The following is a 25437-nucleotide window of genomic DNA, read 5'->3' as shown; positions in this document are numbered from 1 at the left end:
CGGCAAGGGTGTCCCCGCCGCCTCGCACATCCCCCAAGCAGCCGCAAACGGCAATCGAGCGACAACGGAACAGGCCCATCAATCCTCCCCCGCCAGGGGGAGGTGGCACGCGCAGCGTGACGGAGGGGGAGGAAGCACACGGCAAGAGGCTCAAGCTCACAGCCGTCCTCCCCCTCCGTCGCCTACGGCGCCACCTCCCCCTTGCGGGGGAGGATTTAAAGACGTCGCCCCAGCAGCCCCCTCACGGCACCAGCCCCTCACGCTCCCCCGCCAGCACCGCGCGCTCAAACTCCTGCCACGCGTCGGCCCGCACGATCGCCTCACGCCGCCGCCCCTGCGCGATCCGGTCCAGCGCCTTCAGCAACGCCGTGTCGGTCTCGTCGCGCGTCGCAAACTCCGGCACCGTCCGCGCCTTCGCCGCCACCACCCGCTCCGCCTGCCGCGCCGCCTGTTCGCGGACCAGCAACGTGCGCAGCAGCGTCTCCGAATAGCGCCGCCGCGTCCCCGTCACCTTGCCGCCCTGCACGATCTCCTCGTCCCAGCCCTCGACCGCGCGCTCCCACGCCACCTGCTCGAGGCACGGCAGCGACCGCGCCAGCGCCGCCGCGCACGCCGCCGCAAAGTCGGGAGACTTCATCTTCAGCCGCGTCACCGCGCTACGCGATATCCCCACCCGCTGCGCCGCTTCCGTAATCGCGCCCGTCTCGCTCAGCGCACGCAAGAACGCCCGCTTCCGCACCGCCGACCACCCGTCCCAGCGTTCGCGCGGCCCGGTCTCCTCAGGTGGCGCGCCGCGCCGCGCAATCCACTCCGCCTGCCACTCGGCGACCATCGCGTCCCAGCGCGCCTTGAAGTCCACCCGCCGCTGCCGCCGTTTATAGGCCGACCCGACACACCGCCCGACAGCATCCGCCGCCGCCCGCGCCGTCCCGGTCTGCCGCAGCGCCAGCAAAAACGCCGTCTCGGTATCCTGCGTCCACCGCATATAAGGTCGCTTGATCATCCCCCACCCCGTCCGTCACGTTGAGGGGAAACCAGTTATACGCGACGGGGCTTGTAGGAAAGAACATTTTGGGAACAGATTAATCGATCCGATCGATTGCCACTTTACCGGTTTTCACATCGATCACTCTGCCACCGTCATATCCAAGGACACCTGGAACAGGTACTAGACGGTTGATAAGCCCCGCACCGGGGTGGAAGAACTTCCCAACGGCGTGATAATCTGCGGGGACAATTTTCCTCCCGCTTAGTCCAGCGGGAACGCTGTCGCCGGTCCGCACTGGACGCACAGTGCCAGCCGCGAGATACAAAAAGCCATCACTGCTCGGCCCGAATCCGGTTTCACTCGCCAATTCAGGAATGACCGACTTGGTCTTGGCCTGATCGAAGAGCAGAAAGCCCAGATCGACAATCTCGCCTGCCTTTGCTTCAAACCCCACCGTTCCCAGACAGAAGCAAACATGCAGACCGGATTCGAAACCAGCGCCCAACGTCACACCGTACAACACGTACTGGGCGGCCGGAACCTCGACCAGATATGTCCGATCAACCCCATCCTGCGCGATCAAGTTTTTGTGCGGAATATGCTCCACATTCGAACCGTCGAGCCAATACAGAAATAGATTCTCGATCGTCGGCTTAGCCCAGACCCCGGAAAAGCTCGATTCCCGATCTTTCTCGCCCTTCAATTTGGCTTTGTTGTAATTCTCGACCCACTTCGGCTTCCAATCCTGAAAAGTCTTTTCCTTGACTGCGAGATACGCGCTCACCTCTGCATCCGTAGGAACTCGCAAGAAGATGGGTTCGTGACTATGCACGCCTTTCGGACGATGCGTCCGAAACAGGATGTACGCCTTGTCGCTGCTGACGCTGGACAGGGTCTCAGGTGTGACCGGCCGCATATGAACCGAACGATCTTTTGCCGCTGCAACAGGCGCGACCAGAAATGCTGCAAAGAGCAACGTGAGAAACCGCATCACTTGGACTCCGGAAGGGGCTCTGCATCTGGTGCGCCCATCGCAGCGATCTTCGCTTGGATCGCGATCGACTTCAGCGAGTATCCGTCAATGATCTTCTCCCATGTCGCCTCCGCAACTGGATATCGCTTATATCCGCGTGGCTCCATGCATCGGCGCATCCGCGATAACCGCGCGCGCCGATCAAGCGACTTTGATACAAGGCCGCCAATTAAACTGTCGCTTCCAGCAAAAGCCGACTGCCCGCGATCCACTCCCTGCCTGCCGTTCCAGTGAACAAAGAGCGGAAGCATATTTCCGTATCCATAGGCCGGTAGAAATTTGTAACATTCGAATAGATCGAGATACGCTTCTTTATAAATCACACCCGGCTTGTAGAAATAAAAGTTCTTCCATCCGGATTGAACAACCTTGGGATCACGTCCCCCTACCAAAATGGGGACTTCTACTGTCTCCGGATCTGGAATAGCGACGTCTTGCTGGGCAATCGCCGGATCAATCAGAAAAATCGATCCGCTGAATAAAACACACAGACAAGATAATCTAACGCCCATCGACCACCCCCTCGTTTCATCTAGCGCGAGCTCGACAGGCAAGGCAACCCGCCCATCCCGGCAAGTGCCCACCTCACCCAAACGCCCCCACCACAGTCTCAATCGGCAGAAACAACGTCCGACTCTCCTCCGGAAACTCCAGAAACTCCGCGCAGCGCAGGTAAAACCCCCGCGCCGCCTCACTCTTCGCCTGCACCATCACCGCCCCGATCCCGATGCTCTGCGACGCCACCGCGATCCGGCGCAGAGCGTCGGCCAGCATGTCCGCCCCGATCCCGCGCCCGGCATAGTCGCGATCGACCGCCAGCCGCCCAATCACCGACACCGGCACGAAATTGGGCGCATTGCGCCGCAGCTTGCCCGGCACCGCCGCCCGCGCCACCGACCCCGCCGAAATACAGAAATAGGCGACCACCCGATCGCCGTCGCAAACGACATAGCTGCGCGAAAACCGGCTCTCATTGTCCAGCGCGCGGTGCTGCAGCCAGTCGTTCAGTGCGGGTTCGCCGCAATCGAACCGGCTCAGATCATGGCCCGCATTCAATGGAACCGGAGCTGCCAACGCCATCGCGAGGACCGCTCAGCCTTCCCATGCCGGCTTGCGCCGCAACAGCGCGCGCAGCTTCGGCCCCGGCGCAGGCGGATTGTCGAGCGCATCGACAAACGCATCATAGCGCGCCGCATCCAGCGCAAACAGCCGCTGGTCCAGCAGCACGTCGATCGCCTGCGCCCGCGCGCTGTCCACCATGAACTCGGTCCGCGTCTTCCCCAGCACCGCCGCCGCCTCGTCGATCAACGCGCGCGTCTGCGCCTCGATGCGCAGGTTGATGCTGCCCTTGGCCTCGGCAGAGCGGCCCGGCGGGTCGATGGGGGCGTGCTTCGTCATGCAAGAAAGCTAGTAAAGTGTATATACAATGTCAATACGGCACCCAATTCCTCCCCTGCGCAGCAGGGGAGGGGGACCATGCGAAGCATGGTGGAGGGGCCGCCGCGAAGACGGCGGAATTTTGCCGAGCTGCTCACGGCCGTCTACGCGGCCGCCCCTCCACCACGCCCTTCGGGCGCGGTCCCCCTCCCCTGAGCAAGCTCAGGGGAGGAATGCCAAACCTCAGCTCCCCTTATACCCCCCAACAAATTCCCCACCCCTCCCCACACCCCCTCCCCTTCCCCCCACGCCCCCTCCCTGCTATCGGCCACGCGAATCTTCGCATTCGCACACCGGCGCGCTCGTGCGGCATTTTGCCGCCTCCCCGTGACGCCCGGCGTCAACAGAACAGGGAAAGGGACCCGCACATGACAGCCATCGGCCAGGACAGCCTCGGGACGCGCGACACGCTCACCGTCGGCGGCAAGAGCTATTCCTATTACAGCTTTGCCAAGGCGGCCGAGAAGCTCGGCGACGTCAGCCGCCTGCCCTTCAGCATGAAGGTGCTGCTGGAGAATATGCTCCGCTTCGAAGACGGCGTGACCGTCAGCACCGACGACGCTCAGGCGATCGTCGACTGGCAGAACAACCCGCGCGCACCCGAGCGCGAGATCCAGTATCGCCCCGCGCGCGTGCTGATGCAGGATTTCACCGGCGTCCCCTGCGTGGTCGATCTGGCCGCGATGCGCGACGCGATGAACGCGCTCGGCGCGGATGCGTCGAAGATCAATCCTCAGGTGCCCGTCCACCTCGTCATCGACCACTCGGTCATGGTCGACGAATTCGGCACGCCGCAGGCGTTCGAAGAGAATGTCGAGCTGGAATATCAGCGCAACATGGAGCGCTACGACTTCCTGAAGTGGGGCAGCAAGTCGCTCGACAATTTCAAGGTCGTCCCTCCCGGCACCGGCATCTGCCATCAGGTGAACCTTGAGAATATCGCGCAGGCGGTGTGGTCCTCGACCGACGCCAATGGCGATCTGGTCGCTTATCCGGACACCTGCGTCGGCACCGACAGCCACACCACGATGATCAACGGCCTGGGCGTGCTCGGCTGGGGCGTCGGCGGGATCGAGGCGGAGGCCGCGATGCTCGGTCAGCCGGTGTCGATGCTGATCCCCGAAGTCGTCGGCTTCAAATTCACCGGCAAGCTGCGCGAAGGCATCACCGCGACCGATCTGGTGCTGACCTGCACCCAGATGCTGCGCGCCAAGGGCGTGGTCGGCCGCTTCGTCGAATATTTCGGCCCGGGCCTCGGCTCGCTCAGCCTCGCCGACCGCGCGACGCTCGCCAACATGGCGCCCGAATATGGCGCGACCTGCGGCTTCTTCGGCATCGACGACAAGACGCTCGACTACATGCGCCTCACCGGCCGCAGCGACGAGAATGTCGCGCTGGTCGAAGCCTATGCCAAGGCACAGGGCTTCTGGATCGACCCTGATCTTGAGCCGGTGTTCACCGACGTGCTCGAACTCGACCTCGACACCGTCCAGCCCTCGCTCGCCGGCCCCAAGCGCCCGCAGGACAAGGTGCTGCTCGGCTCGGTCGACGACGTGTTCAACGCCGACCTCGTTTCGGTGTACAAGAAGGATGAGCCGGTCCGCGTGCCGGTCGAGGGCCGCGATCACGATATCGGCGACGGCGACGTCGTCATCGCCGCGATCACCAGCTGCACCAACACCTCGAACCCCGACGTCCTCGTCGCCGCCGGCCTCGTCGCCAAGAAGGCGGTCGAAAAGGGCCTGAAGCCCAAGCCGTGGGTCAAGACCTCGCTCGCGCCCGGGTCACAGGTCGTGACCGACTATCTGGAGAAGGCCGGGCTTCAGACCTATCTCAACCAGGTCGGCTTCAACCTCGTCGGCTATGGCTGCACCACCTGCATCGGCAATTCCGGTCCCTTGGCCGAGCCGATCAGCAAGGCGATCAACGCCAACGACATCGTCGCCGCGTCGGTCCTGTCGGGCAACCGCAACTTCGAAGGCCGCGTGTCGGCCGATGTCCGCGCCAACTTCCTCGCCTCGCCGCCGCTGGTCGTCGCCTATGCGCTCAAGGGCACCGTGGTTCAGGATTTCATCACCACCCCGATCGGAACGGGCTCGGACGGCGCGCCCGTGTATTTGAAGGACATCTGGCCTTCGAATGACGAAATCCGCTCGGTCATCGACGGCGCGATCAGCCGCGACATGTTCGTTTCAAGATATTCGACCGTCTTTACCGGCGACGCCCGCTGGCAGGCGATCGACGTCACCGGCACCGCCACCTACAGCTGGCGCGCCGGCTCGACCTACGTCGCAAATCCCCCGTATTTTGAGGGACTTACGATGACCCCGGCGCCGGTGATGGACATCATCGAGGCCAAGCCGCTGGCGATCTTCGGCGATTCGATCACCACCGACCACATCTCCCCCGCCGGCTCGATCAAGGCCGACAGCCCTGCCGGTAAGTGGTTGATGGAACACCAGGTTTCCCGCGCAGACTTCAACAGCTACGGCGCCCGCCGCGGCCACCACGAAGTCATGATGCGCGGCACCTTCGCCAATATCCGCATTAAAAATCAGATGCTTGACGGCGTCGAAGGCGGCATGACCAGCTATCACGGCGAAATCATGCCGATCTACGACGCAGCGATGCGCCATAAGGCCGACGGCACCCCGCTGGTCGTCATCGGCGGCAAGGAATATGGCACCGGATCGTCGCGCGACTGGGCGGCAAAGGGCACGAATCTCCTTGGAGTCCGGGCGGTTATCGTCGAAAGCTTCGAGCGCATCCACCGTTCGAACCTGGTCGGCATGGGCGTCCTCCCGCTCCAGTTCGCTGAGGGCGTGACCCGCGAAACGCTCGGCCTCAAGGGCGACGAGACCTTCACCATCACCGGCGTGTCGGCCCTCCGCCCGCGTCAGGAGGTCGAGGTCAAGCTCACCCGCGCCGACGGCAGCACCGAGACGTTCCTGACCCGCTGCCGCATCGATACCGTCAACGAGCTGGAATATTTCCTCAACGGCGGCATCCTCCAGTACGTGCTGCGCAAGCTCGCGGCATGATCTGCATGGCGCTCCCGTTGTTCGCGGCCGGGCTTTGCCTCGACCGCGATCCGGGAGCGCCATGGATCAAATTCGAGACCAAGGGGCAGGCGCCGGTCTTCGTCGATCCGACCAGCGTGAGGGATGAGGGCGGAGAGAAGGTGATCCGCCTGCTCGACACCGCCGAAACCCCGGCGACCAGCGACGTTTACATCGACCTGTCGGTCTCGTGCACGACGCGTCACGCAATGATGATCCGCCTGACCGAGGCAAAATCGGGCAAGGCGACAGACATAGCGCCGGAAAACCGCGAACCAGTCGATCCCGATGACGCGTTCATGCGTAAACTGATCGACTTCGTATGTGACGGAAAGCCACTTAAATGATTCGCGCTGCCATGGCCCTTGGCGTCATCGCCTTCGCCCTGCCCGCCGACGCGCAGACGTGGAAGCCGGTCCCCGGCGCCGCCAATGCCTCGCTGTCGATCGATACCGCGGGGATCAAGCGTGAGGGGAAATGGCGCGTCTTCCGGACCCGCACCACTGCGCTCGGCATGGAAGGGACGATCATCGGCACCGTCGCCATGGACTGCGCCGCTGGGGTCACCGAACTGCGCGGCCAGCGCCTGCTCGCGCGCGGCAAGCTCGTGCGTGAACGCGTCTTCCCGGTCGCGAAACGCCCGCGTCAGAAAATCCCGAACCCCGCAAAGGACCCCGCGTTCCGGATGGTCTGCGGCCGCTAAACTGACCTAACGTCGCGCCATCACCGCAATCCGATCCGCCAGATCATTGTTGCGCACCGTCACGGCATCCCGCGACCAGTTCCCCACGAACGTCGTCGATTCCTTGAACCCGGGCGACAGCCACGCCTTGTTGCCCTCGATCACCAGCCCGGCGGAACTGTGCTTTACGCCCTCGGGCGCAACCGCGATCATGGTGCCGTAGTTGTCCTTCGCCGGCCCCTGCTCGAACGCATTGCCTGCGATGCGGCCCGATGCGCCGTTCGACAGGTCGATCGCGTAATTGGTGTTGCGGCCAAGGCTGTCGTCGAAGCTGGAGTTGAGGATTTCGACCCTTGGCGCCCGCACCTTCACATAATGCCCGCCAGTGCCGCGCTCGAACCGCGATTCAACGACCTTCAGGCTCCCATAATTGCCGACATAGATCGCATGCGCGCCATTGCCGGTCGGATCCTTGCCCAGACCCGCGAAGGTCGAACGCTCGACAACGATGCTCCCGCGCGGATCGCTGGCGGTCAGGATGCCGCACTGGCCGTCAATAAACATCGCGTTGGTGACGTGGAGGTTGCCCGTCTCCAGCCGAATGCCGGCGCCATTCCCATCCTCGACCAGCGTGCGCATGAACACGATGCCGTCCACCTTCGCGCCGCGCCCGCGCAAGACGAGCGTCGCCTTGCCCTCACAGATTGCCCGGTCGAACACCGATTTGCCGGGCACCTGTGCGACATAGGTGATGTCGCCCGCCTCCTGCACCGCGCACTCGCCATAGCGGCCCGGCGCGATACGGATGGTGCCGCGGCGTTCGCCGATCGCCGTCACCGCTTCCTGCAGGCTCGAGAAGGACTGGCCGGTCTCTTCGATCTTAAATGGCGCATCTTGCCCCTGCGGCAGCGCCGGGGCGGTGGTGGAGAGCAAGGCAGCGGCGAGGGCGAAAAGGCGCATGGGAAGGACTCCGGCGATGTGCCGGAAGATATGCGCGTCGAACGTTAAAAAGCCCCTCCCATGCTCGGGAGGGGCTTGATCGGTTCAGGCGTCCGCAGTCTCTTTGGTCAACGCCGCCTTGATCGCATTGATGAACGCCGGGATGTCGTCGGGATTGCGGCTGGTGATCAGATTGCCGTCCACGACGACCTCTTCATCCACCACCGTCGCACCGGCATTTTCCAGATCAGTGCGCAGGCTCGGCCAGCTCGTCGCGCGCTTGCCGTCCACGATATCGGCTTCGATCAGCAGCCATGGGGCGTGGCAGATCGCGGCGACGGTCTTCCCATCATCGAAGAACTCCTGGATCAGGCCGATGGTGGTGTCGTCCATTCGCAGCGTGTCGGGATTGTGGACGCCGCCCGGCAGCACCAGCGCGTCGAAATCCTCGCTATCCACGTCGGTGACCAGCGTGTCGGGCGTGATGCTCTCGCCCTTCTCTCCACCACTCTCGCCCGTGATCGGGTCCATCTTCAGCGACGCCAGCGTCACCTGAACGCCCGCGTCGAGCAGTGCCTGGCGCGGCTTCATCAGTTCGGAATCCTCGAACCCGTCGGTTGCGATCATCAGCACGCGTGCCTGGGAAAGCTCGGTCATCATTCTATCTCCTCATGGGGTTGCCCCCTCAACAGGTCAGGTGCGACGCGGTTCCGGAACGATGCGGCGGGATGCGCATTGATCCGCCATGACGAGGGCGAAATGAGCGGCAAATTGCGATATTGCGACGATGGAACACCCGGCATCACCCGACGGGCGGTGCGCGGGGGATGGGGCTATTGGGATGCGGACGGCAAGCGCATCACCAATCGCGACGAGATCGACCGGCTGAACGCCATCGCCCTGCCCCCGGCCTATATCGACGCATGGTATTGCCCGCACGCTGACGGCCATTTGCAGGCGACCGGGATCGATGCCCGCGGCCGCAAGCAATATCGCTACCACCCCGATTTCCGCGCCGCGCAGGAGGCGGCGAAGTACGACCGCTGCGCCAGCTTCGGCCAACGCCTTTCCCGCCTGCGCGCCAAGATCGAGGTGGATCTGCGCAAGCGCGCCCTGACCCGTGACCGCGCGGTCGCCGCCGTCGTCCGCCTGCTCGACCTTGGCCATGTCCGCGTCGGGAATGAGGGCTATGCCAAGGCGAACAAGAGCTTCGGCGCGACGACACTGCGCCGCCGCCACGCCAAACTGGAGGGGCGCAGCCTCAAGCTGCAATATCGCGCCAAATCCGGCCGGACCCGCGTGCTGCGGATTACCGACGGCAGCCTGATCGGCTTCGTCAAAAAGTGCCAGGACCTGCCCGGTCAGCATCTGTTCGGCTGGCTCGACGATGCCGGTGTGGCGCATCCCGTCACGTCCAGCGACGTCAACGCCTATATCCGCGACGCGATGGGGGACGATTTCACCGCCAAGCATTTCCGCACCTGGGGCGCGAGCGTGATCGCGTTCGACACGCTCGCTACTGCTGATACCCATGTCGGGCTGAAGACATTGCTGGAGCCGGTGACCGCAGCGCTGGGCAATACCCCGGCGATCGCGCGCAAATCCTATGTCCACCCCGATCTGATCGAACTCGCCCGCGACCGCGACGCTCAGGTCGCATTCCGCGACGCCCTCGCGCTCCCGCGCACCACGCGCTACCTGTCCCGCGCCGAGCGGGGGCTGATCGCCTTTCTCGAGACTGGCGGGATTACCGCCAAAGCCGCCTGAAGGACAAGACTCCACACATGACCGTTGCCAACACGACTGCCGCTGCGCAGGACGCCGCCTCCAACACCAGCGATGCGCTGGAGGCACAGACCCGCGCCTTCTTTACCGACGCCATATGGTGGTTCCAGACCCACTGGCTCCAGATCCTGATCGCCGCGGCCATCGCCGCAGGCATCTTCTTCGCGCTGCACGGATTGCGGCGCTGGGGGATGAAGCTGTGCGATCGTTCAGTCGGCCCGGCCGGCTGGGGCACGATCATCGGCCGCGCGGTGTCGCGGACCGGCAACTTCTTCATCATCATGACCTCGGCCAAGCTGGTGTCCGGCTATGCCATGCCTCCGGAGATGCTCGCCAAGACGATCGACTTCCTGTTCACCCTTGCCGCGGTGTTCCAGGCGGCGATCTGGGCGCGCGAGGTCATTCTCGGCGCGATCGAGCGCAAGACGGCGGCCGAGAACTACCATGGTGAGGCGCTGCTCTCCGCGCTCGGCCTGATCCGCCTGCTGGTCACCGTCGCGCTGTTCGCGATCGCCCTGGTGGTGGTGCTCGACAATCTCGGCGTCAATGTCACCGGCCTGGTCGCAGGTCTTGGCGTCGGCGGCATCGCCATCGGTCTTGCGGCGCAGGGCATCTTCGCCGACCTGTTTGCCGCGCTTGCGATCATCTTCGACAAGCCATTCCGCCGGGGCGACAAGGTAACCTACGACCAGACCGTCGGCGTGGTCGAAGAGATCGGCCTTAAATCGACCCGCGTGCGCTCGTTCGACGGCGAAGTGCGGATCATCGCCAACAAGCAGCTGCTCGACAAGGAGATCCAGAACATCTCCAACCGCGAGCATGTCCGCGTCAAGCTGCCGATCGGCGTTGCCTATGAAACCCCGCCCGAACAGCTCGAGGCGCTTCCGGCCATGCTCACCGGCATCGTTGAAGAGGCAGGCGGCACGATCGCGCGTGCCAGCTTCGAGGGTCTGGGCGCCAGCTCGGTCGACTTCTTCCTGTGGTTCGACATTCCCGGCGACGACTGGCCGACCGCACACAAGGTGCGAGACAAGGTCATCATCGGCATCCTGCGTCGCTTCGCCGCAGAAGGCATCTCGATCCCCTACCCCACCCAGACCGCCTACACCGCGGACCCCAGCGGCAAGCTGATCATGCCCTATCCCGACGTGCAGCCGGTGCGACGCGTGGACAAGGAGGACGGCGAACGCTGATTCGCCGCGCTTAATGTCGTTTTAGAAGATCGGGTTTGGCGCGACCTCCCCGGCTTCCCTTACGGAAGTCGGGGATTTCGCATTTCCAGTAGGCCCCACTTGCCCCGCGCCGCGCTTGCCCCTAGATGCGGCTAAGGGCTTGCCGCAGGGATTTGTCATGGCCGATACCGACACGCAGGACAGCGTCACCATCCAGCAGCTTGCAGCGCTGGCAGGCGAGGAGCGCGTGTCCGATTGGGTCACCGTATCGCAGGAGATGATCGACAAGTTCGCCGACGCGACCGGCGATCACCAGTTCATCCATGTCGATCCGGCCAAGGCCGCAATGACCCCGTTCGGCGGCACCATCGCACACGGCTTCCTCACCCTCTCGCTGATGCCACTGCTCAGCCAGAAGACGCCCCAGCCCCGGATCGACGGGCTGAAAATGGGCGTCAACTATGGCGGCAACAAAGTGCGTTTCCTCACCCCGGTACGCTCTGGCAGCCGGGTACGCGGCCGCTTCAAGACGCTCGAACTGATCGAGAAGCGTGCCGGCCAGTGGCAGCAGACCGTCGAATTCACCATCGAGATCGAGGGGCAGGACAAGCCCGCCCTCATCGCCGAATGGATCAGCCAGCTTTTTGTATAGACAATAAAACCGAAGGGACCGTCCGCATGCGTTCTGCCGTCATCGTTTCCACTGCCCGCACTCCGATCGGCCGCGCCTATCGCGGCGCGTTCAACGCGCTTCCGTCCCAGACGCTGGCCGCCCGTTCGATCGAGGCCGCAGTCGCCCGCGCCGGGATCGACGGCGCCGAAGTGCAGGACGTCGTCCTCGGCGCGGCGCTCCAGCAGGGGCATCAGGCCGGCAATATCGCGCGTCAGGCGCTGCTGCGCGCCGGCCTGCCGACCAGCGTGTCGGGCATGTCGGTCGACCGCCAGTGCGCCAGCGGCCTGATGGCGATCGCCACCGCCGCCAAGCAGATCATCGTCGATAACATGGACATCACGATCGGCGGCGGCGTCGAAAGCATCAGCCTCGTTCAGACCCCGCAGATGCGCGTCGCGATGGACCCGGAACTGCTGGCGATGCACAAGGATGTGTACATGCCGATGCTGCAGACCGCTGAAGTGGTCGCCGCGCGCTATGGCATCAGCCGCGACGTGCAGGACGCGTACGGCTTCCAGTCGCAGCAGCGCACCGCCGCCGCCCAGGCCGCGGGCAAGTTCGATGACGAGATCATCCCGGTCACCGCGACGATGAACATCGTCAACAAGGAGACCAAGGAAGTCACCCAGAAGGAAGTGACGCTGACCAAGGACGAGGGCAACCGCCCCGAGACCACGCTGGAGGGCCTGCAGTCGCTCCAGCCGGTCGTCCCGAACGGCACCGTCACCGCCGGCAACGCGTCGCAGCTGTCGGACGGGTCGTCGGCCAGCGTGCTGATGGAGGAAAAGCTCGCCGAGAAGCGCGGCCTGACCCCGCTCGGCCGTTATGTCGGCATGGCGGTCGCGGGTACCAAGCCCGACGAGATGGGCATCGGCCCGGTCTATGCGATCCCCGCTCTGCTCGACCGCTTCAACCTCAAGATGGACGATATCGGCCTGTGGGAGCTGAATGAGGCATTCGCGGTGCAGGTGCTGTACTGCCGCGACAAGCTCGGCATCCCGGACGAGTTGCTCAACGTCAATGGCGGCTCGATCTCGATCGGCCATCCCTATGGCATGACCGGCGCGCGCTGCACCGGCCACGCGCTGATCGAAGGCAAGCGTCGCGGGGCGAAGTACGTCGTCGTGACGATGTGCGTCGGCGGCGGCATGGGCGCGGCGGGGCTGTTCGAGGTTCTCTAACGCCCACCCCGACTGATATCGAAAAGCCGGCGGAGCAATCCGTCGGCTTTTTTGTGTGATAGTATCCTGCAGTTATCTCATGATACATTGCAACATGCCTGCGTATAGCCGCTGCTGGAGGAACTGATGGCAAAGGAAATCCCGTTCGCGATTGCCCTGTCCGCGATGGCATTGAGCACGCTTCCAGCGAAGGCTTGCGTCATTTGGACCGAGCCCCCGCTGCCCGGCGAGACCAACAGTGCTTACGAGATACGAGTAGAAGCGCTGCGGCGACGACAGGCTGCAGAGCGGCTGAAAGAACGTCAGGCGGACGCGCTCGAACAGGCCCAACTAATTTTCATCGCGCGCGACACCGTCTGGACACCAAGTTACCCGTCACCGCCCGCACACAAGGCCCGACCGGGGCGACCGCCGCCGTTTGTCCCCCCGCCGAGGCCGCCGGTGATCGAGTTTCCGGGCTCCTCGTACTACAAACCTATCGATTGGTTCCGGGGCGCGCGGTCGACACGGGTGTTTAGTGTGAAGGTTTCGGAGACCAGCTGCGGTCCAATGAGTATCGGCGACACGACCAATGGCACAGAGGGGGACCTCTACGTTTTCTTCGCCCGCAAGGGTCCGCTCTCAGAAAAGACTCTCATCGACGCCATCGCTCTCGACACTATCGACCATCCCGCGCTGAACGCCTTTGTGGCGAAGCATCGCAAGGCACCGCCTCTATCCCGCTAGCCGACGCTTGACGCCACGCAGCCGCTGCCACATCGCAACGACATGGCGAACCGACAGTCCTTCACGCATCGCATCCGGGTCGAAGCGCATGCCGTGTGGCTCGCCGTCCGCGATCCGCGCACACCGTTGTTCGCCAAGCTGGTCGGGCTGCTGGTCGCCGCCTACGCGCTCTCCCCCATCGACCTCATCCCCGACTTCATCCCGGTGCTGGGGCTGGTCGATGACGCCTTGCTGATCCCCGCGGGCGTGTGGCTGTTCGAGAAGCTGGTTCCCGCCGGACTGATGGCGGAACACCGCGCAACTGCCGAAGCCGCATCGCAGCGCCCGGTCAGCAAATGGGGCATCGCCATCGTGATCGCGCTATGGGCGCTGATCGCGTTCGTGGTCTACGAGTTCCTGATGCTGGGGTATGACTGAGCGTTGCGGACGCAAAAGCCGGACTTCCCGACGCAGCTCCCCGCACCCCGCTTGTGCTGAGCTTGTCGAAGCACCGCTCCCGCACTCATAACCGGCGGGACTGACCCTTCGACAGGCTCAGGGCAAACGGAGAGATGGAGACGCCCCGCCCGCTCAGCTGTGCGTCGCGATCCACTCTTCCAGCACCGGCGCGATGCGGTTGCGCCATTTGCTGCCGTTGAAGATGCCGTAATGGCCGACATCCTCGGCCATGTGATACTTCTTCATCTTCGCGGGCAGCTTGGTCGCGATGGTCAGCGCCGCCTTGGTCTGGCCGAGCCCTGAGATATCGTCCTTCTCACCCTCAATCGCGAGGATCGCGGTGTCGGTGATCGCGGCGGGATCGACCCGGCGACCACGGTGCATCATCTCGCCCTTGGGCAGCGCGTGCGACTGGAACACCACGTCGATCGTCTGCAGATAGAATTCCGACGTCATGTCGCAGACCGAGCGATATTCGTCATAGAAGCGCATCGTCGAATCCGCGCTCTCGCCGTCGCCTTTCACCAGATGCTTGAACATCTCCCAGTGCGAATTCATGTGATTGCCCAGGTTCATCGTCATGAACCCGGCGAGCTGGAGGAAGCCCGGATAGACGGTCCGCCCGGCGCCCGGATAGGTGCCGGGGACGGTCGCGATCACATTCTGCTTGAACCAGCTGTGCGGCCGCTCGGTCGCGAGCGTGTTGACCGCCGTCGGCGCCTCACGCGTGTCGATCGGCCCGCCCATCATCGTCAGCGTGCGCGGCGTGTTGGGGTGCTTGTCGGCGTTCATCAGCGCCACAGCGGCATAGACCGGCACCGACGGCTGGCACACCGCGAGGACATGCGGGCGCGCGTCGCCCTCCGCGCCGATCGTGGCGAGGAATTCGATGATGTAATCGACGTAATCGTCCAAGTCGAAGCGCCCGTCGCTGAGCGGCACCTGCCGTGCATCGCGCCAGTCGGTGATATAGACGTCAGCGGCCGGCAGCATCCGCTGCACCGTACCGCGCAGCAGCGTGGCGAAATGCCCGCTCATCGGCGCGACGATCAACAGCTTGGGACCGCCCTCCACGCCTTCGCGCACGAAGCGCTTGAGCTGGCCGAACGGTTTGCGCAGCACGATCTCTTCGTGCACCGCGACCTGCTTGCCGTCGATCTCAGTGAAATCCAGCCCGAATTCGGGCTTGCCGCGCGGTGCCGACGCATGGGCGAACACCTCGAGCGCAGAGGCGAGGATCGGGCCGCCGCCGAAATATGCAAAGGGATTGGCGGGGTTGTTGAGCAGGCCCGCGCTGAAATTCGCCAGCGCGCTCGCGCCGGCCAGCATCGAGCGCTGAAGTTCATAGGCATTGTACAACATCGGCAATCAACATCCCCGCCCCGGCGGGGCAATGACAACGGTCTCACACACTTTATAGCGGGCTCATGCTGCAGTGCAAACGCGGCGTACCGGATTTTCGATCCGCGAAGCCTGTTCCCTTGCACACGGCTTCGGGCTAGGCGGCTGCATGGCCGAGCCCGCACCGTCCCCCGCCCCCGCCCCGACCGCGCAGCCGCAGCGCAAGCTGTCGAGCCTGACGATCGTCTGGGGCTATACCAGCCGCTATCCGCTGCAACTGACGCTGGCGATTGTCGCGCTGCTGCTCGCCGCAGGCGCGACCCTATGGATTCCGCGCACCTTCAAGGAAGTGGTGGACAACGGCTTCGGTCCCGACTCCGACCCCAGCCAGATCGGTGGCTATTTCCAGGGGCTGCTGCTCGTCGTCGTCGTCCTCGCGTTCGCGACCGCGATGCGCTTCTACTTCGTCTCCTGGCTCGGCGAGCGCACGGTGGCCGACATGCGCGCCGCGGTGCACCGCAATTTGCTGCGCCTGCCCCCGCGCTGGTTCGAGGAGAACCGCCCGTCAGAGATTGCCAGCCGCCTCACCGCCGACACAGCGGTGGTCGAACAGATCGTCGGCACCACCGTCTCGGTCGCCCTGCGCAACCTGCTGATCGCGATCGGCGGCACGCTGTACCTGTTCGTGCTCGCGCCCAAGATCGCCGCCTATCTGCTGGTCGGCATCCCGGTGATCGTGCTGCCGATCATGTGGCTGGGCGGGCGCGTGCGCCGCTTTTCGCGTACCAGCCAGGATCGCGTCGCCGACATCGGATCGATCGCCTCGGAAACGCTTGGCGCGATGCGCATCGTGCAGGCGTTCGGGCAGGAGGACCGCGAGAGCGCACGCTTCCAGGACGCGGTCGATCGCGGCTTTTCCACCGCGCGCAAGCGGTTCGCAACCCGCGCGCTGATGACCGCGCTGGTCATCTTCGCTTTGTTCACCGCGATCACGCTGATCATGTGGGACGCGGTCTATGGCGTTGCGCAAGGGCGCATCTCCGGCGGATCGATCACCGCCTTCGTCATCACCGCCGGCCTCGTCACCGGCGCGTTCGGCGCGCTGACCGAGGTATATGGCGACCTGCTCCGCGCATCGGGCGCGGCGGGACGCCTTGCCGAGTTGCTGTCAGAGGAGCCGGAGATTGCCGCCCCCGCCAACCCGGTGGCGTTGCCCGAGCCGGCGCGCGGCGCGATCGATTTCGACCACGTCACCTTCCGCTACCCCACCCGACCCGAAGTCTCGGCGTTGCAGGACTTCACGTTATCGGTCGCACCCGGTGAGACCGTCGCCGTGGTCGGCCCATCGGGCGCCGGCAAGTCGACCCTGTTCCAGCTCGTCCAGCGCTTCTACGACCCCGAAGCGGGCGAAGTGCGCGTCGATGGCGTCGCGCTGCCCAAGGCGGATCCGGGTGCCGTCCGTGCGCGCATGGCAATGGTGCCGCAGGAGACGGTGATCTTCGCCGCGTCGGCGCGCGACAACCTCCGCTACGGCCGCTGGGACGCGACCGAGGAGCAGATCTGGCAGGCCGCCGAAGCCGCCAATGCCGCCGAATTCCTGCGCGAGCTACCGCAAGGCCTCGACACTTTCCTCGGCGAGGATGGTGCGCGCCTGTCGGGTGGCCAGCGCCAGCGCCTCGCCATCGCCCGCGCGCTGCTGCGCGACGCACCGATCCTGTTGCTCGACGAAGCCACCAGCGCGCTGGATGCGGAGAGCGAGCGGCTGGTTCAGGATGCGCTGGACCATCTGATGCAGGGGCGTACGACCCTCGTCATCGCCCACCGCCTGGCCACCGTCCGCGCGGCGCAGCGCATCATCGTGATGGATGACGGGCGCATCGTCGAAACCGGCACCCATGGCGTGCTGGTGGCGAAGGGCGGGCTCTATGCGCGCCTCGCCAGCCTGCAGTTCAACGAGACGGTCTGACGACAGCGATGGCGCGCCCGGTCTATGTCCTCGGCACTGGCCTGTCGCACAATGGCTCGGCGGTGCTGCTGCGCGACGGGCGCGTTTGTGTCGGGATCGAAAAGGAACGCATCACTCGCCGCAAACATGACGGCGGCAATGACAGCGCCGCGATCGCCTATTGCCTGGAGGCGGAGGGGATCGGCCTCGACGACGTTGCTCTCGTCGTCCAATGCGCCAATTTCGAAGTGCCCGATCGCGACCGCTATCGCGGTCCGCGCCTGTTCGCCGGGCGCGCGCATCCGCCGATCGTCAGCATTTCCCACCATCTCGCCCATGCGTGGAGCGCGGCGGGAACCAGCCCGTTCGACGACTGCGCGATCCTGATCGTCGATGGCTGTGGCAGCCCGTTGTCGCAATGCACCGATCTCGACGGCGTCGCCCTGCCCCCAGATCTGGCGGGCCCGGATGCGGCGATGTGGTGCGAAAAGGACAGTTTCTACCATTTCGACGGGCGGCAGATGACCGTGCTGGAAAAGGATTTCAGCCCGCTCGCCACCGCCGATCCCCGCGACCGGATCCGGCTTGGCACCACCCGCCATTCGATCGGCGGCTTCTACGCCGCGGTCAGCAACTATGTGTTCGGCAATCTCGACGATGTCGGCAAGCTGATGGGACTGGCCCCCTATGGTCGGCCCGGCGCGCTCGACCAGCGCGCCTTTGACGTGCGCGACGGCCGCCTGTTCGTAACCGACGGGTGGCAGACAACGCTCGACCGCCCCGCCGCCGATTATGCCGCCTTCCGCGCCGATTTCGCTTATTATGCCGATGTCGCGCGCTGGGCACAGGGTGAGGTGGAACGGGCCGTCGCGGCGCTATTCCGCGCGCGGCTCGACCTTCATCCCGCCGACCGCGTCTGCTATGCCGGCGGGGTCGCGCTCAACGCCGTCGCCAATGCCCGGCTGCTCGACGACGAGGTCGTCCGCGATCTCTATATGGAACCTGCCGCAGGCGACAACGGCCTCGCGCTCGGCTGCGCCTATCATGGCTGGATCGCGGTACTCGGGCAGGACAAGGTGCCGCATGACGGCAGCACCTGTTTCGGCCGTCCCTATCGCGCCGATGAGGTCGCCGCCGCGCTCGCCGACGCGCCCGCCGACTGGACGATCGAGCGGCTCGACCAGCCAACGCTGATCGATCGCGCCGCCGCGCTGCTCGCGCAGGGCAAGACCCTTGCCTGGTTCCGCGACGGCAGCGAATTCGGTCCGCGCGCGCTCGGGCGGCGCAGCATCCTCGCCCATCCCGGCACGCCCGGCATCGGCGACCATATCAATGCCAACATCAAGTTCCGCGAAGATTTCCGTCCCTTCGCGCCCGCCGTGCTGCCCGAACACGCCGCAACCTGCTTCGCCACAGGACGCGACAGCCCGTACATGATCCTGATTGACCGCACCCGGTCCGAACATGCCGATGCCCTGGCAAACGTCACCCATGTCGACGGCACCGCGCGGGTCCAGACCGTGGATCGGCGCTGGAACCCCGCCTTCGCTGCACTCCTCGAGGCGTTCCACGCCGCAACCGGTGTCCCGGTTCTGCTCAACACCAGCCTCAACCGCCGCGGCCAGCCGATGGTCGAACGCCCGGAAGAAGCCGTCGCCCTGTTCGCCGAAACTGCGCTCGACGCGCTGGTGCTTCAGGACGTGCTGGTGACGAAGCCTGCCGCCTAATAGCGCGAGAGATACCACGCAGCGAAGGCGAGCACAGCGCCCAGCGCGATCGCGACCTTGAGCTTGGGATTGCGCGTGGACTCGCGCTCGCGACCCATGCGGTCCAGGTCGAACCAGTAGTGCGCCGGATGTGCCTCACGGATCACGCCAGCGTCCCGCAACCGGTCGAATGCCTTGCGCTCGATCGGGCCGGTGGGTGCATATTCGATCGCACTGCCCGGCGACACCGCGCGATGATCGGCGAAGTGCCGCTGGACACGATATAGAATGAGGTTGCTGGGGTCTGCGCTGGCCATGTCGCCAGTGTCGGGCGTCGCGCACCCGGTTTCAAGCCATGCGATGCTTGTCGTCGTGTGCGGAACTGCCTATCCCTTTTGAAAACAGGGTATGGTTCAGGAGAGAATGATGGCGCGCGAGTTCGATCTGATCGTCTATGGCGCAACCGGCTTCACCGGCCGCCTTGTCGCGGAATATCTGGCGCAGCGCTACAATGATGGTTCGCTCAACTGGGCGATGGCCGGCCGATCGCTGACCAAGCTTCAGGCGGTGCGCGACGAGATCGGCGCCTCCGCCGACACGCCGCTGCTCACCGCCAATGCCGACGACCCCGCCGCGCTGCGCGCCCTCACCGCGCGCGCCACCGTCGTCCTCACCACCGTCGGCCCCTATCAGCTCTACGGCAACGACCTCGTCGCCGCCTGCGTCGAGACCGGCACCGGCTATGTCGATCTGTGCGGCGAGCCAAACTGGATGCACGATGTCATCGCCCGCCATCAGGATGCGGCAAAGGCGAGCGGCGCGCGGATCGTGCTGTCGTGCGGCTTCGATTCGATCCCCTTCGACCTGGGCGTGTGGACCGCCGAGCATGCCGCGATCGCCAAATGGGGCCGCCCCGCCCCGCGCGTGAAGGGCCGCGTGCGCAAGATGCAGGGCACCTTCTCCGGCGGCACCTTCGCCAGTGGCAAGGCGACCGCCGCTGCGGCGGCCAAGAACCCTTCGGTGTTCAAGGTGCTGCTCGACCCGTTCGCGCTGACCCCCGGCTTCACCGGCCCGGATCAGCCCAAGGGGATGATGCCCGAATATGACGAAGCGGTCGGCGGCTGGGTCGCACCGTTCGTGATGGCGGTGATCAACACCAAGAATGTCCACCGCACCAACTTCCTCGCCGGCCACCCGTATGGCACCGACTTCCGCTATGACGAGATGATGGTCGCACCCGGCCTTGGCGATATCGGCAAGGCGGCGGCCGAGGCGATCTCGAAAATGAACCCGATGAACGCCGACAAGGGGCCAGCCCCGGGCGAAGGACCTTCCAAGGAAGAGCGCGAGGCGGGCTTCTACGAAATCGACTTCATCGCCGAAATGCCGACGGGCGAGTCGCTGACCTGCACCGTCACCGGTGACCGCGACCCCGGCTATGGCTCAACGTCCAAGATGATCGCTGAGGCTGCAATCTGCCTCATCCGCGACGTAGCAGGCGAAGGCGGCGTGTGGACGGCGGGCGCGCTGATGGCCGAGCCGCTCAAGGCACGGCTGGAGGCGAATGCGGGGCTGAAATTCGTGGTGAAGCCTTAGCCGACGTAGAAGGTCACCATCACGGCCAGCGCCAGCGCGACCGCCACGGCGATCAGCACCGGCGCGCGTTTCCGGCGGTGATGGACGATCACAGCATCGAGCACGCGCAGGTCGAGCCAGTAATAGCTTTGCCCTTCGCGCCGGACCACGCGCTGCGCGATCAGCTTGTCGAACACCGGCTTTAGATCGGCTGGCGGCGTGTAGAGGATCGTGTTGAGTGGGGTGATCGCATGCTCGGCGCAGAAATGGTCGACGATCCGCCGCCGCGCCCGCGCGAACTTGGTGATCGGGACAGATTCAACGACCGCCATTCCCCACTCCATTCGTCACCCCGGCCTCGTGCCGGGGTCCACCGCGACACAGGCCCAGCCGCTAAGCTTGAAGCCCCGCGCTTGCCCCACAGGGGACCCCGGAACAAGTCCGGCGTAACAAAACGGGCTTAGCGCTTCTTCCCCTGATGCCGGATGTTCGCCGGACGCCCGCGCCGATGCAGCGGGCGCGGCGGGCCGCCCTTGCGACGGCGATCCTCGCCCGATCCGCTGCCCTTGCCATCGGGCAGCTCGAACCGCAGCGCGCCCGACACCGGATTCGCCTCGACCAGCTTTAACTCCAGCCGCTGACCCAGCGCGAACTCGACGCCGGTATCCTCACCCACCAGCCGCTGCCCGGCCTCGTCATAGCGGAAATACTCGCGCCCCAGGTCGCGCGCCGGGACCAGCCCGTCGCCCCCGACGCCATCCACCGTCGCGAAAAAGCCAAAGCTCTGCACCCCGGTAATCCGCGCCTCCATCACTTCGCCAACATGTGCGGCGAGATAGGCGGCGACATAGCGGTCGATCGTGTCGCGCTCGGCCTCCATAGCGCGGCGCTCGAGCTTGCTGATCAACTCGCCGGTCTTCGCCATGTCCTTGTCCGACGGCAATTCGCCCCCCGGCCCCAGCTTGAACGCCTCAGTCAACGCGCGGTGGACCACCAGATCGGCATAGCGGCGGATCGGCGAGGTGAAGTGCGCATAACTGCCCAGCGACAGCCCAAAGTGCCCCGCATTTTGCGGCCCATAATAGGCCTGGGTCTGCGTCCGCAGCACCTGCGTCATCACCTCGGCGTGGAAATCCGCCTCCTTGGTCCGCGCGATGACATGGTTGAACGTCGCCGGCTTGACCACCTGCCCCAGCGCAAAGGCGACATCGAGCGTCTTGAGATAGTCCTTGAGCGCCACCAGCTTCTCGCGGCTCGGCGGCTCATGGATGCGGTACATCACCGGCGCCTTCTTCTTCTCCAGCGCCTTGGCCGCCGCGACGTTCGCCGCGATCATGTAATCCTCGATCAGCTTGTGCGCGTCCAGTCGCTCGCGCGGCGCAACCGACAGGATGCGGCCCTTTTCATCGAGCACGATCCGGCGCTCGGGCAGATCGAGGTCCAACGGCTCACGCTTCGCCCGCGCCTTGTTGAGCGCCGCCCAGCAATTCCATAACGGTCGCAGCGCCGTCTCGGTCAGCGGATGCTCCGCCGCCCCGTCAATCGCCGCCTGCGCATCCTCATAGGCAATATTCGCCGCCAGCTTCACCACCGCGCGGCTGAACCGCCAGTCCGTGATCTCGCCATCGGCGCTGATCCGCATATGGCACGCCAGCGCCGCGCGCTCGACGCCCTCTTTCAGCGAACACACATCCGCCGACAGCACTTCCGGCAGCATCGGCACCACGCGATCGGGGAAATAAACGCTGTTCCCCCGCTTGCGCGCCTCACGGTCGAGCAGCGATCCGGGGCGCACGTAAAAGCTGACATCCGCAATCGCGACGATCGCCTTCCACCCGCCCTCGTTGGTCGGATCGTCGTCCGGCGTCGCCCACACCGCATCGTCATGGTCGCGCGCATCGGCCGGGTCGATCGCGACGATTGGCAGGTCGCGCAGGTCCTCCCGCCCCTCACCCAATGGCTGCTTCGCCACCCGCTCCGCCTCGGCGAGCAACTCCTCCGAAAACACATTCGGAATGTCATGCTTGTGGATCGCGATCAGCGAAAAGCTGCGCGGCGCGAACGGATCGCCCAGAATCTCGCTGACCTTGGCGAACAGCCGCGGTCCCTTTCCGCTGATCTCCGCCATCACCAGGTCGCCCGGCTCGGCGCCGTTGCGCTCCGAAATGACGGGGCTCGCCCGCTCCTTCTTGTCCAGCCCCTGCAGATAGAGCCGCCCGCCCTCTTCCTTGACGACGCCCAGCACCGCCTCCTCGCCCTTGGCGAGCTTCTTCATCGGGTGCGCGATCCAGCCCTTCCCGGCTTCTTCGGTGCGGGCGAGGATCCGGTCACCGACGCCCAGCGCCCCGCCCGGCCCGCGCTTCTCGCGCACACGCAGCCGTGGCACCGGGATGCCCTCGGCCTCCCACCGTTCGGGCACCGCCCAGACGGTATCGCCATCGGCCTCGACGATGCGCAGCACCGTCACCTTGGGCACGCCGCCCATCTTGTGGAATGCGCGGCCCGGCGCGACGTCGATCAGCCCCTCGTCGCTCATGTCCTTGAGCAGCGCCTTGAGCGCGATCTTCTCCTGCCCCGACAGCGCGAACGCCCGCGCAATCTCGCGCTTGCCCGCGGGCTGATCCGACGATGTGATGAAGTCGATGATCTGCTGCCGCGACGGCATGCCCGGCGCGGGCTTGTTCTTTGGTTTGTTCTGTTTTGTCATTGGCCGCCAAGATAGTGCGCGCGGCGGCCAAGTCCAATCACGCTTTGACCGCAAAAAAGCCGCCACCGCGCGCCGATCGGTCGCGGCATCCGCCTATGAAGCACTAACGCCACTCCTTCGTTCGCGAGACACAAGCCCATGCGCTTCACCCGTCGCCATTTCTTCGCCGCCGCGGCCGCCGGCGGGGCCGCGCTCGCAACCCGCCCGCTGGTCGCCGCCGAAGACGGCCATGCGGTATCGTCGATCAACCCGGACTCGGCGCTCGCGACGCTCAAAAAGGGCAATCAGGCCTTCACCATGGGCCGCGCATTCAACTACGGCCTCAACGATGGCCAGCGCCGCGCCTTCCTTGCCGGCCAGCACCCCTTCGCGACGATCGTCTGCTGTTCCGACAGCCGCGCCGCGCCCGAACAGATCTTTGAGACCGGCGTCGGCCAGCTCTTCGTGGTGCGCAACGCCGGCAGCACCGCCGCCAACGCCCAGGCGATGGGCAGTATCGAATATTCGGTGTTGCACCTTGGCGTGCCGCTGGTCGTCGTCCTTGGCCATTCGGCGTGCGGTGCGGTCAAAGCCGCGATCGAGGTCGTGGACAAGGACGCCAAGCTGCCCGGCAGCCTTGGCCAGATGGTCGAACCGATCGTTCCGGCGGTGCAGACCGCACACAAGGTCCCGGGCGATCTGGTCGAGAACTCCATCCGCGAAAATGTGCATCAGGTGGTGCATGACCTGCGCGCGCCGAGCCAGCGGCTGCTCGCCGCGCCGCGTCGCGCGGGGAAGCTCAAGATCGTCGGGGCGGAATATCACTTCGCCTCGGGCATCGTGGAGTTCTTCGACGTCGAATAGGCGCGGAAATCAGTCGCTTCCTGCGTTGCCGCCGCATAGGTTGCGGTGGTGTCATATGACCTGCTCATCATCGGCGGCGGCATCAACGGCTGCGCCATCGCGCGTGAGGCGGCGCTGCTCGGGCTCAAGGTCCTACTGGTCGAGCGCGACACCCTCGCCGCGCATACCTCATCGGCGTCGAGCAAGCTGATCCATGGCGGGCTGCGCTACCTCGAAACCTATGAGTTCCGGCTGGTGCGTGAGGCGCTGGTCGAGCGGGAGCGGATGCTGGCCACCGCGCCGCAGCTGATCCGCCCGATGGCGTTCGTCCTGCCGCACGCCCATGCCGTCCGCCCGCGCTGGATGGTCCGCGTCGGGCTGTATCTCTACGATCTGCTCGGGCTCGGCTCCTCGCTCCAACGCTCACGGTCGCTGCGCCGCGACGATCCCCGCCTCGCGCCGCTGATGCCCGACAGCGGCGGCTTCCTCTATTGGGACGCGCAGGTCGACGACGCCGCGCTGGTCCGCGCCAATGCCAAAGATGCGGCTGCGAACGGGGCGGAGGTCGTCACCGGCGTCGCGGTCATCAGCGCGCAACGCGGCGGAAAGGGCTGGACCGTCGCGCTCTCAGACGGGCGCTCGGTCGACGCGCGCACCATCGTCAACGCCGCCGGCCCATGGGTCCGCGACCTGCTCGACACGCTTGGCGTCGCGACCACCAGCGGCCTGCGGCTGATCAAGGGCAGCCACATCACCGTCCGCGCCCTATGGCAGGGCGACCATGCCTATATCCTGCAACAGCCCGACCGCCGCGTCGTCTTCGCCGCGCCATGGCAGGGGCAGACGATGATCGGCACCACCGACGTGCCGGTCGATCACCCCGGCGATGCCGGTATCGAGCCGGACGAAATCGCCTATCTCTGCGCCGCCGCGAACCGCTATTTCCGCCACCAGATCGCAGCCGCCGACGTGACCGGTAGCTGGTCCGGCATCCGCGCGCTCTACGACAATGGCGCGGACGAGGCGCGCACCGTGACCCGCGACTATCACCTCGATCTCGACACCAACGCCGCGCCGATCCTGTCGGTGTTCGGCGGCAAGATCACCACAGCGCGCGCGCTCGCCGAACATGCGATGGCCAAGCTCGCGCCGCTGCTCGGCATCACCCCCCGGCCCGTCACGCGCGACCGGCTTCTCCCGTGACGATGGACCTTTTCGCCGCCTGAAG

25 protein-coding genes are annotated in these 25437 nt (G+C 65.4%); 14 read left to right on the top strand and 11 right to left on the bottom strand.

Annotated features, from left to right (window positions below):
- Positions 1–241: 241 nt before the first annotated feature.
- The 5 genes from K9B35_RS09875 to K9B35_RS09855 all read right to left on the bottom strand — a co-directional run bounded on the left by K9B35_RS09875 (position 242) and on the right by K9B35_RS09855 (position 3419).
- Positions 242–1003 carry a hypothetical protein gene (locus tag K9B35_RS09875; protein WP_224921652.1) on the bottom strand — a complete coding sequence of 254 codons (762 nt, stop codon included), beginning with the start codon at positions 1001–1003 and terminating at the stop codon, positions 242–244.
- A 79-nt stretch (positions 1004–1082) separates the two neighbouring features.
- The gene (locus K9B35_RS09870) at positions 1083–1979 is read right to left on the bottom strand and encodes a hypothetical protein (protein WP_224921651.1); all 897 of its coding nucleotides are present in this window, start codon (positions 1977–1979) and stop codon (positions 1083–1085) included.
- Complete coding sequence (locus K9B35_RS09865; RefSeq protein ID WP_224921650.1) at positions 1979–2575, bottom strand: hypothetical protein; 597 nt, start codon at positions 2573–2575, stop codon at positions 1979–1981. The genes K9B35_RS09870 and K9B35_RS09865 overlap by 1 nt, the downstream gene beginning before the upstream one ends.
- Before the next feature lie 31 nt (positions 2576–2606).
- Positions 2607–3077, bottom strand: coding sequence for a GNAT family N-acetyltransferase (locus tag K9B35_RS09860; protein ID WP_224921649.1), 471 nt, complete (start codon positions 3075–3077; stop codon positions 2607–2609).
- A 36-nt stretch (positions 3078–3113) separates the two neighbouring features.
- Positions 3114–3419 (bottom strand): DUF1778 domain-containing protein, encoded by a 306-nt coding sequence (locus tag K9B35_RS09855; protein WP_224921648.1) that lies wholly within the window; start codon positions 3417–3419, stop codon positions 3114–3116.
- A gap of 407 nt (positions 3420–3826) precedes the next feature.
- On the opposite strand from K9B35_RS09855, the gene acnA reads away from it, so the two are divergent.
- Genes acnA through K9B35_RS09840 form a run of 3 tightly spaced genes read left to right on the top strand, consistent with a single transcriptional unit; the run spans position 3827 to position 7220 of the window.
- Positions 3827–6499, top strand: a complete 2673-nt coding sequence (gene acnA, locus K9B35_RS09850; protein ID WP_224921647.1) for an aconitate hydratase AcnA — start codon at positions 3827–3829, stop codon at positions 6497–6499.
- Between the two features lie 5 nt (positions 6500–6504).
- Positions 6505–6864, top strand: a complete 360-nt coding sequence (locus tag K9B35_RS09845; protein ID WP_224921646.1) for a hypothetical protein — start codon at positions 6505–6507, stop codon at positions 6862–6864.
- Entirely contained in the window at positions 6861–7220 is a 360-nt protein-coding gene (locus K9B35_RS09840; protein ID WP_224921645.1) for a hypothetical protein, read from the top strand. The genes K9B35_RS09845 and K9B35_RS09840 overlap by 4 nt, the downstream gene beginning before the upstream one ends.
- A gap of 6 nt (positions 7221–7226) precedes the next feature.
- On the opposite strand, the gene K9B35_RS09835 is transcribed toward K9B35_RS09840, so the two are convergent.
- Positions 7227–8159: a right-handed parallel beta-helix repeat-containing protein gene (locus tag K9B35_RS09835; RefSeq protein ID WP_224921644.1), complete on the bottom strand. Its 933-nt coding sequence runs from the start codon at positions 8157–8159 to the stop codon at positions 7227–7229.
- Positions 8160–8243: 84 nt separating this feature from the next.
- On the bottom strand, positions 8244–8795 hold the full coding sequence (locus K9B35_RS09830) for a type 1 glutamine amidotransferase domain-containing protein (protein WP_224921643.1): 552 nt from the start codon (positions 8793–8795) through the stop codon (positions 8244–8246).
- Between the two features lie 102 nt (positions 8796–8897).
- Here K9B35_RS09830 and K9B35_RS09825 point away from each other — a divergent pair, with 102 nt between their 5' ends.
- From K9B35_RS09825 to K9B35_RS09800, 6 genes are all read left to right on the top strand, one after another.
- A complete protein-coding gene (locus tag K9B35_RS09825; protein WP_224921709.1) occupies positions 8898–9905 on the top strand; it encodes a DNA topoisomerase IB in 1008 nt (335 codons plus the stop codon).
- 17 nt (positions 9906–9922) lie between these two features.
- Positions 9923–11116: a mechanosensitive ion channel family protein gene (locus K9B35_RS09820; RefSeq protein ID WP_224921642.1), complete on the top strand. Its 1194-nt coding sequence runs from the start codon at positions 9923–9925 to the stop codon at positions 11114–11116.
- Positions 11117–11273: 157 nt separating this feature from the next.
- Complete coding sequence (locus K9B35_RS09815; RefSeq protein WP_224921641.1) at positions 11274–11747, top strand: MaoC family dehydratase; 474 nt, start codon at positions 11274–11276, stop codon at positions 11745–11747.
- A 26-nt stretch (positions 11748–11773) separates the two neighbouring features.
- Positions 11774–12949, top strand: coding sequence for an acetyl-CoA C-acyltransferase (locus tag K9B35_RS09810; protein ID WP_224921640.1), 1176 nt, complete (start codon positions 11774–11776; stop codon positions 12947–12949).
- Between the two features lie 126 nt (positions 12950–13075).
- Positions 13076–13675, top strand: coding sequence for a hypothetical protein (locus K9B35_RS09805; protein ID WP_224921639.1), 600 nt, complete (start codon positions 13076–13078; stop codon positions 13673–13675).
- Positions 13676–13717: 42 nt separating this feature from the next.
- On the top strand, positions 13718–14092 hold the full coding sequence (locus K9B35_RS09800; RefSeq protein ID WP_224921638.1) for a YkvA family protein: 375 nt from the start codon (positions 13718–13720) through the stop codon (positions 14090–14092).
- Between the two features lie 153 nt (positions 14093–14245).
- Here the strand turns inward: K9B35_RS09800 and K9B35_RS09795 are convergent, their stop codons facing one another.
- Positions 14246–15475 (bottom strand): polyhydroxyalkanoate depolymerase, encoded by a 1230-nt coding sequence (locus K9B35_RS09795; protein ID WP_224921637.1) that lies wholly within the window; start codon positions 15473–15475, stop codon positions 14246–14248.
- Positions 15476–15623: 148 nt separating this feature from the next.
- On the opposite strand from K9B35_RS09795, the gene K9B35_RS09790 reads away from it, so the two are divergent.
- Together K9B35_RS09790 and K9B35_RS09785 are read left to right on the top strand one after the other, a co-directional pair.
- Positions 15624–17420: an ABC transporter transmembrane domain-containing protein gene (locus K9B35_RS09790; protein ID WP_224921636.1), complete on the top strand. Its 1797-nt coding sequence runs from the start codon at positions 15624–15626 to the stop codon at positions 17418–17420.
- Positions 17421–17428: 8 nt separating this feature from the next.
- Positions 17429–19126 (top strand): carbamoyltransferase, encoded by a 1698-nt coding sequence (locus K9B35_RS09785; RefSeq protein ID WP_224921635.1) that lies wholly within the window; start codon positions 17429–17431, stop codon positions 19124–19126.
- On the opposite strand, the gene K9B35_RS09780 is transcribed toward K9B35_RS09785, so the two are convergent.
- The gene (locus tag K9B35_RS09780) at positions 19123–19422 is read right to left on the bottom strand and encodes a hypothetical protein (RefSeq protein ID WP_224921634.1); all 300 of its coding nucleotides are present in this window, start codon (positions 19420–19422) and stop codon (positions 19123–19125) included. The two genes, K9B35_RS09785 and K9B35_RS09780, sit on opposite strands and share 4 nt — an antisense overlap.
- Positions 19423–19531: 109 nt before the next feature.
- Here K9B35_RS09780 and K9B35_RS09775 point away from each other — a divergent pair, with 109 nt between their 5' ends.
- Entirely contained in the window at positions 19532–20701 is a 1170-nt protein-coding gene (locus K9B35_RS09775; protein ID WP_224921633.1) for a saccharopine dehydrogenase family protein, read from the top strand.
- Here K9B35_RS09775 and K9B35_RS09770 read toward each other — a convergent pair.
- Both K9B35_RS09770 and rnr read right to left on the bottom strand, forming a co-directional pair.
- Positions 20698–21012: a hypothetical protein gene (locus K9B35_RS09770; protein WP_224921632.1), complete on the bottom strand. Its 315-nt coding sequence runs from the start codon at positions 21010–21012 to the stop codon at positions 20698–20700. The genes K9B35_RS09775 and K9B35_RS09770 overlap by 4 nt on opposite strands.
- Before the next feature lie 128 nt (positions 21013–21140).
- Positions 21141–23387, bottom strand: a complete 2247-nt coding sequence (gene rnr / locus K9B35_RS09765; RefSeq protein ID WP_224921631.1) for a ribonuclease R — start codon at positions 23385–23387, stop codon at positions 21141–21143.
- 138 nt (positions 23388–23525) lie between these two features.
- Between rnr and K9B35_RS09760 the strand changes: the two genes are divergently transcribed.
- Together K9B35_RS09760 and glpD are read left to right on the top strand one after the other, a co-directional pair.
- Positions 23526–24230, top strand: a complete 705-nt coding sequence (locus K9B35_RS09760) for a carbonic anhydrase (protein WP_224921630.1) — start codon at positions 23526–23528, stop codon at positions 24228–24230.
- 48 nt (positions 24231–24278) lie between these two features.
- Positions 24279–25412, top strand: a complete 1134-nt coding sequence (gene glpD / locus K9B35_RS09755; RefSeq protein ID WP_224921629.1) for a glycerol-3-phosphate dehydrogenase — start codon at positions 24279–24281, stop codon at positions 25410–25412.
- Positions 25413–25437: the final 25 nt, after the last annotated feature.

It is taken from the genome of Sphingomonas sp. R647, assembly GCF_020177055.1.
In the GTDB taxonomy this organism is placed as follows: domain Bacteria; phylum Pseudomonadota; class Alphaproteobacteria; order Sphingomonadales; family Sphingomonadaceae; genus Sphingomonas.
Note: the sequence above shows the minus strand (reverse complement) of the source record. Positions and strands in the feature narration are given on the sequence as shown.

Coding starts and splice junctions, on each gene's coding strand:
- K9B35_RS09875 (WP_224921652.1), bottom strand. CDS start 1,003: ATGATCAAGCGACCTTATATGCGGTGGACGCAGGATACCGAGACGGCG.
- K9B35_RS09870 (WP_224921651.1), bottom strand. CDS start 1,979: ATGCGGTTTCTCACGTTGCTCTTTGCAGCATTTCTGGTCGCGCCTGTT.
- K9B35_RS09855 (WP_224921648.1), bottom strand. CDS start 3,419: ATGACGAAGCACGCCCCCATCGACCCGCCGGGCCGCTCTGCCGAGGCC.
- acnA (WP_224921647.1), top strand. CDS start 3,827: ATGACAGCCATCGGCCAGGACAGCCTCGGGACGCGCGACACGCTCACC.
- K9B35_RS09845 (WP_224921646.1), top strand. CDS start 6,505: ATGGCGCTCCCGTTGTTCGCGGCCGGGCTTTGCCTCGACCGCGATCCG.
- K9B35_RS09840 (WP_224921645.1), top strand. CDS start 6,861: ATGATTCGCGCTGCCATGGCCCTTGGCGTCATCGCCTTCGCCCTGCCC.
- K9B35_RS09835 (WP_224921644.1), bottom strand. CDS start 8,159: ATGCGCCTTTTCGCCCTCGCCGCTGCCTTGCTCTCCACCACCGCCCCG.
- K9B35_RS09830 (WP_224921643.1), bottom strand. CDS start 8,795: ATGACCGAGCTTTCCCAGGCACGCGTGCTGATGATCGCAACCGACGGG.
- K9B35_RS09825 (WP_224921709.1), top strand. CDS start 8,898: ATGAGCGGCAAATTGCGATATTGCGACGATGGAACACCCGGCATCACC.
- K9B35_RS09820 (WP_224921642.1), top strand. CDS start 9,923: ATGACCGTTGCCAACACGACTGCCGCTGCGCAGGACGCCGCCTCCAAC.
- K9B35_RS09815 (WP_224921641.1), top strand. CDS start 11,274: ATGGCCGATACCGACACGCAGGACAGCGTCACCATCCAGCAGCTTGCA.
- K9B35_RS09810 (WP_224921640.1), top strand. CDS start 11,774: ATGCGTTCTGCCGTCATCGTTTCCACTGCCCGCACTCCGATCGGCCGC.
- K9B35_RS09805 (WP_224921639.1), top strand. CDS start 13,076: ATGGCAAAGGAAATCCCGTTCGCGATTGCCCTGTCCGCGATGGCATTG.
- K9B35_RS09800 (WP_224921638.1), top strand. CDS start 13,718: ATGGCGAACCGACAGTCCTTCACGCATCGCATCCGGGTCGAAGCGCAT.
- K9B35_RS09795 (WP_224921637.1), bottom strand. CDS start 15,475: ATGTTGTACAATGCCTATGAACTTCAGCGCTCGATGCTGGCCGGCGCG.
- K9B35_RS09790 (WP_224921636.1), top strand. CDS start 15,624: ATGGCCGAGCCCGCACCGTCCCCCGCCCCCGCCCCGACCGCGCAGCCG.
- K9B35_RS09785 (WP_224921635.1), top strand. CDS start 17,429: ATGGCGCGCCCGGTCTATGTCCTCGGCACTGGCCTGTCGCACAATGGC.
- K9B35_RS09780 (WP_224921634.1), bottom strand. CDS start 19,422: ATGGCCAGCGCAGACCCCAGCAACCTCATTCTATATCGTGTCCAGCGG.
- K9B35_RS09775 (WP_224921633.1), top strand. CDS start 19,532: ATGGCGCGCGAGTTCGATCTGATCGTCTATGGCGCAACCGGCTTCACC.
- K9B35_RS09770 (WP_224921632.1), bottom strand. CDS start 21,012: ATGGCGGTCGTTGAATCTGTCCCGATCACCAAGTTCGCGCGGGCGCGG.
- rnr (WP_224921631.1), bottom strand. CDS start 23,387: ATGACAAAACAGAACAAACCAAAGAACAAGCCCGCGCCGGGCATGCCG.
- K9B35_RS09760 (WP_224921630.1), top strand. CDS start 23,526: ATGCGCTTCACCCGTCGCCATTTCTTCGCCGCCGCGGCCGCCGGCGGG.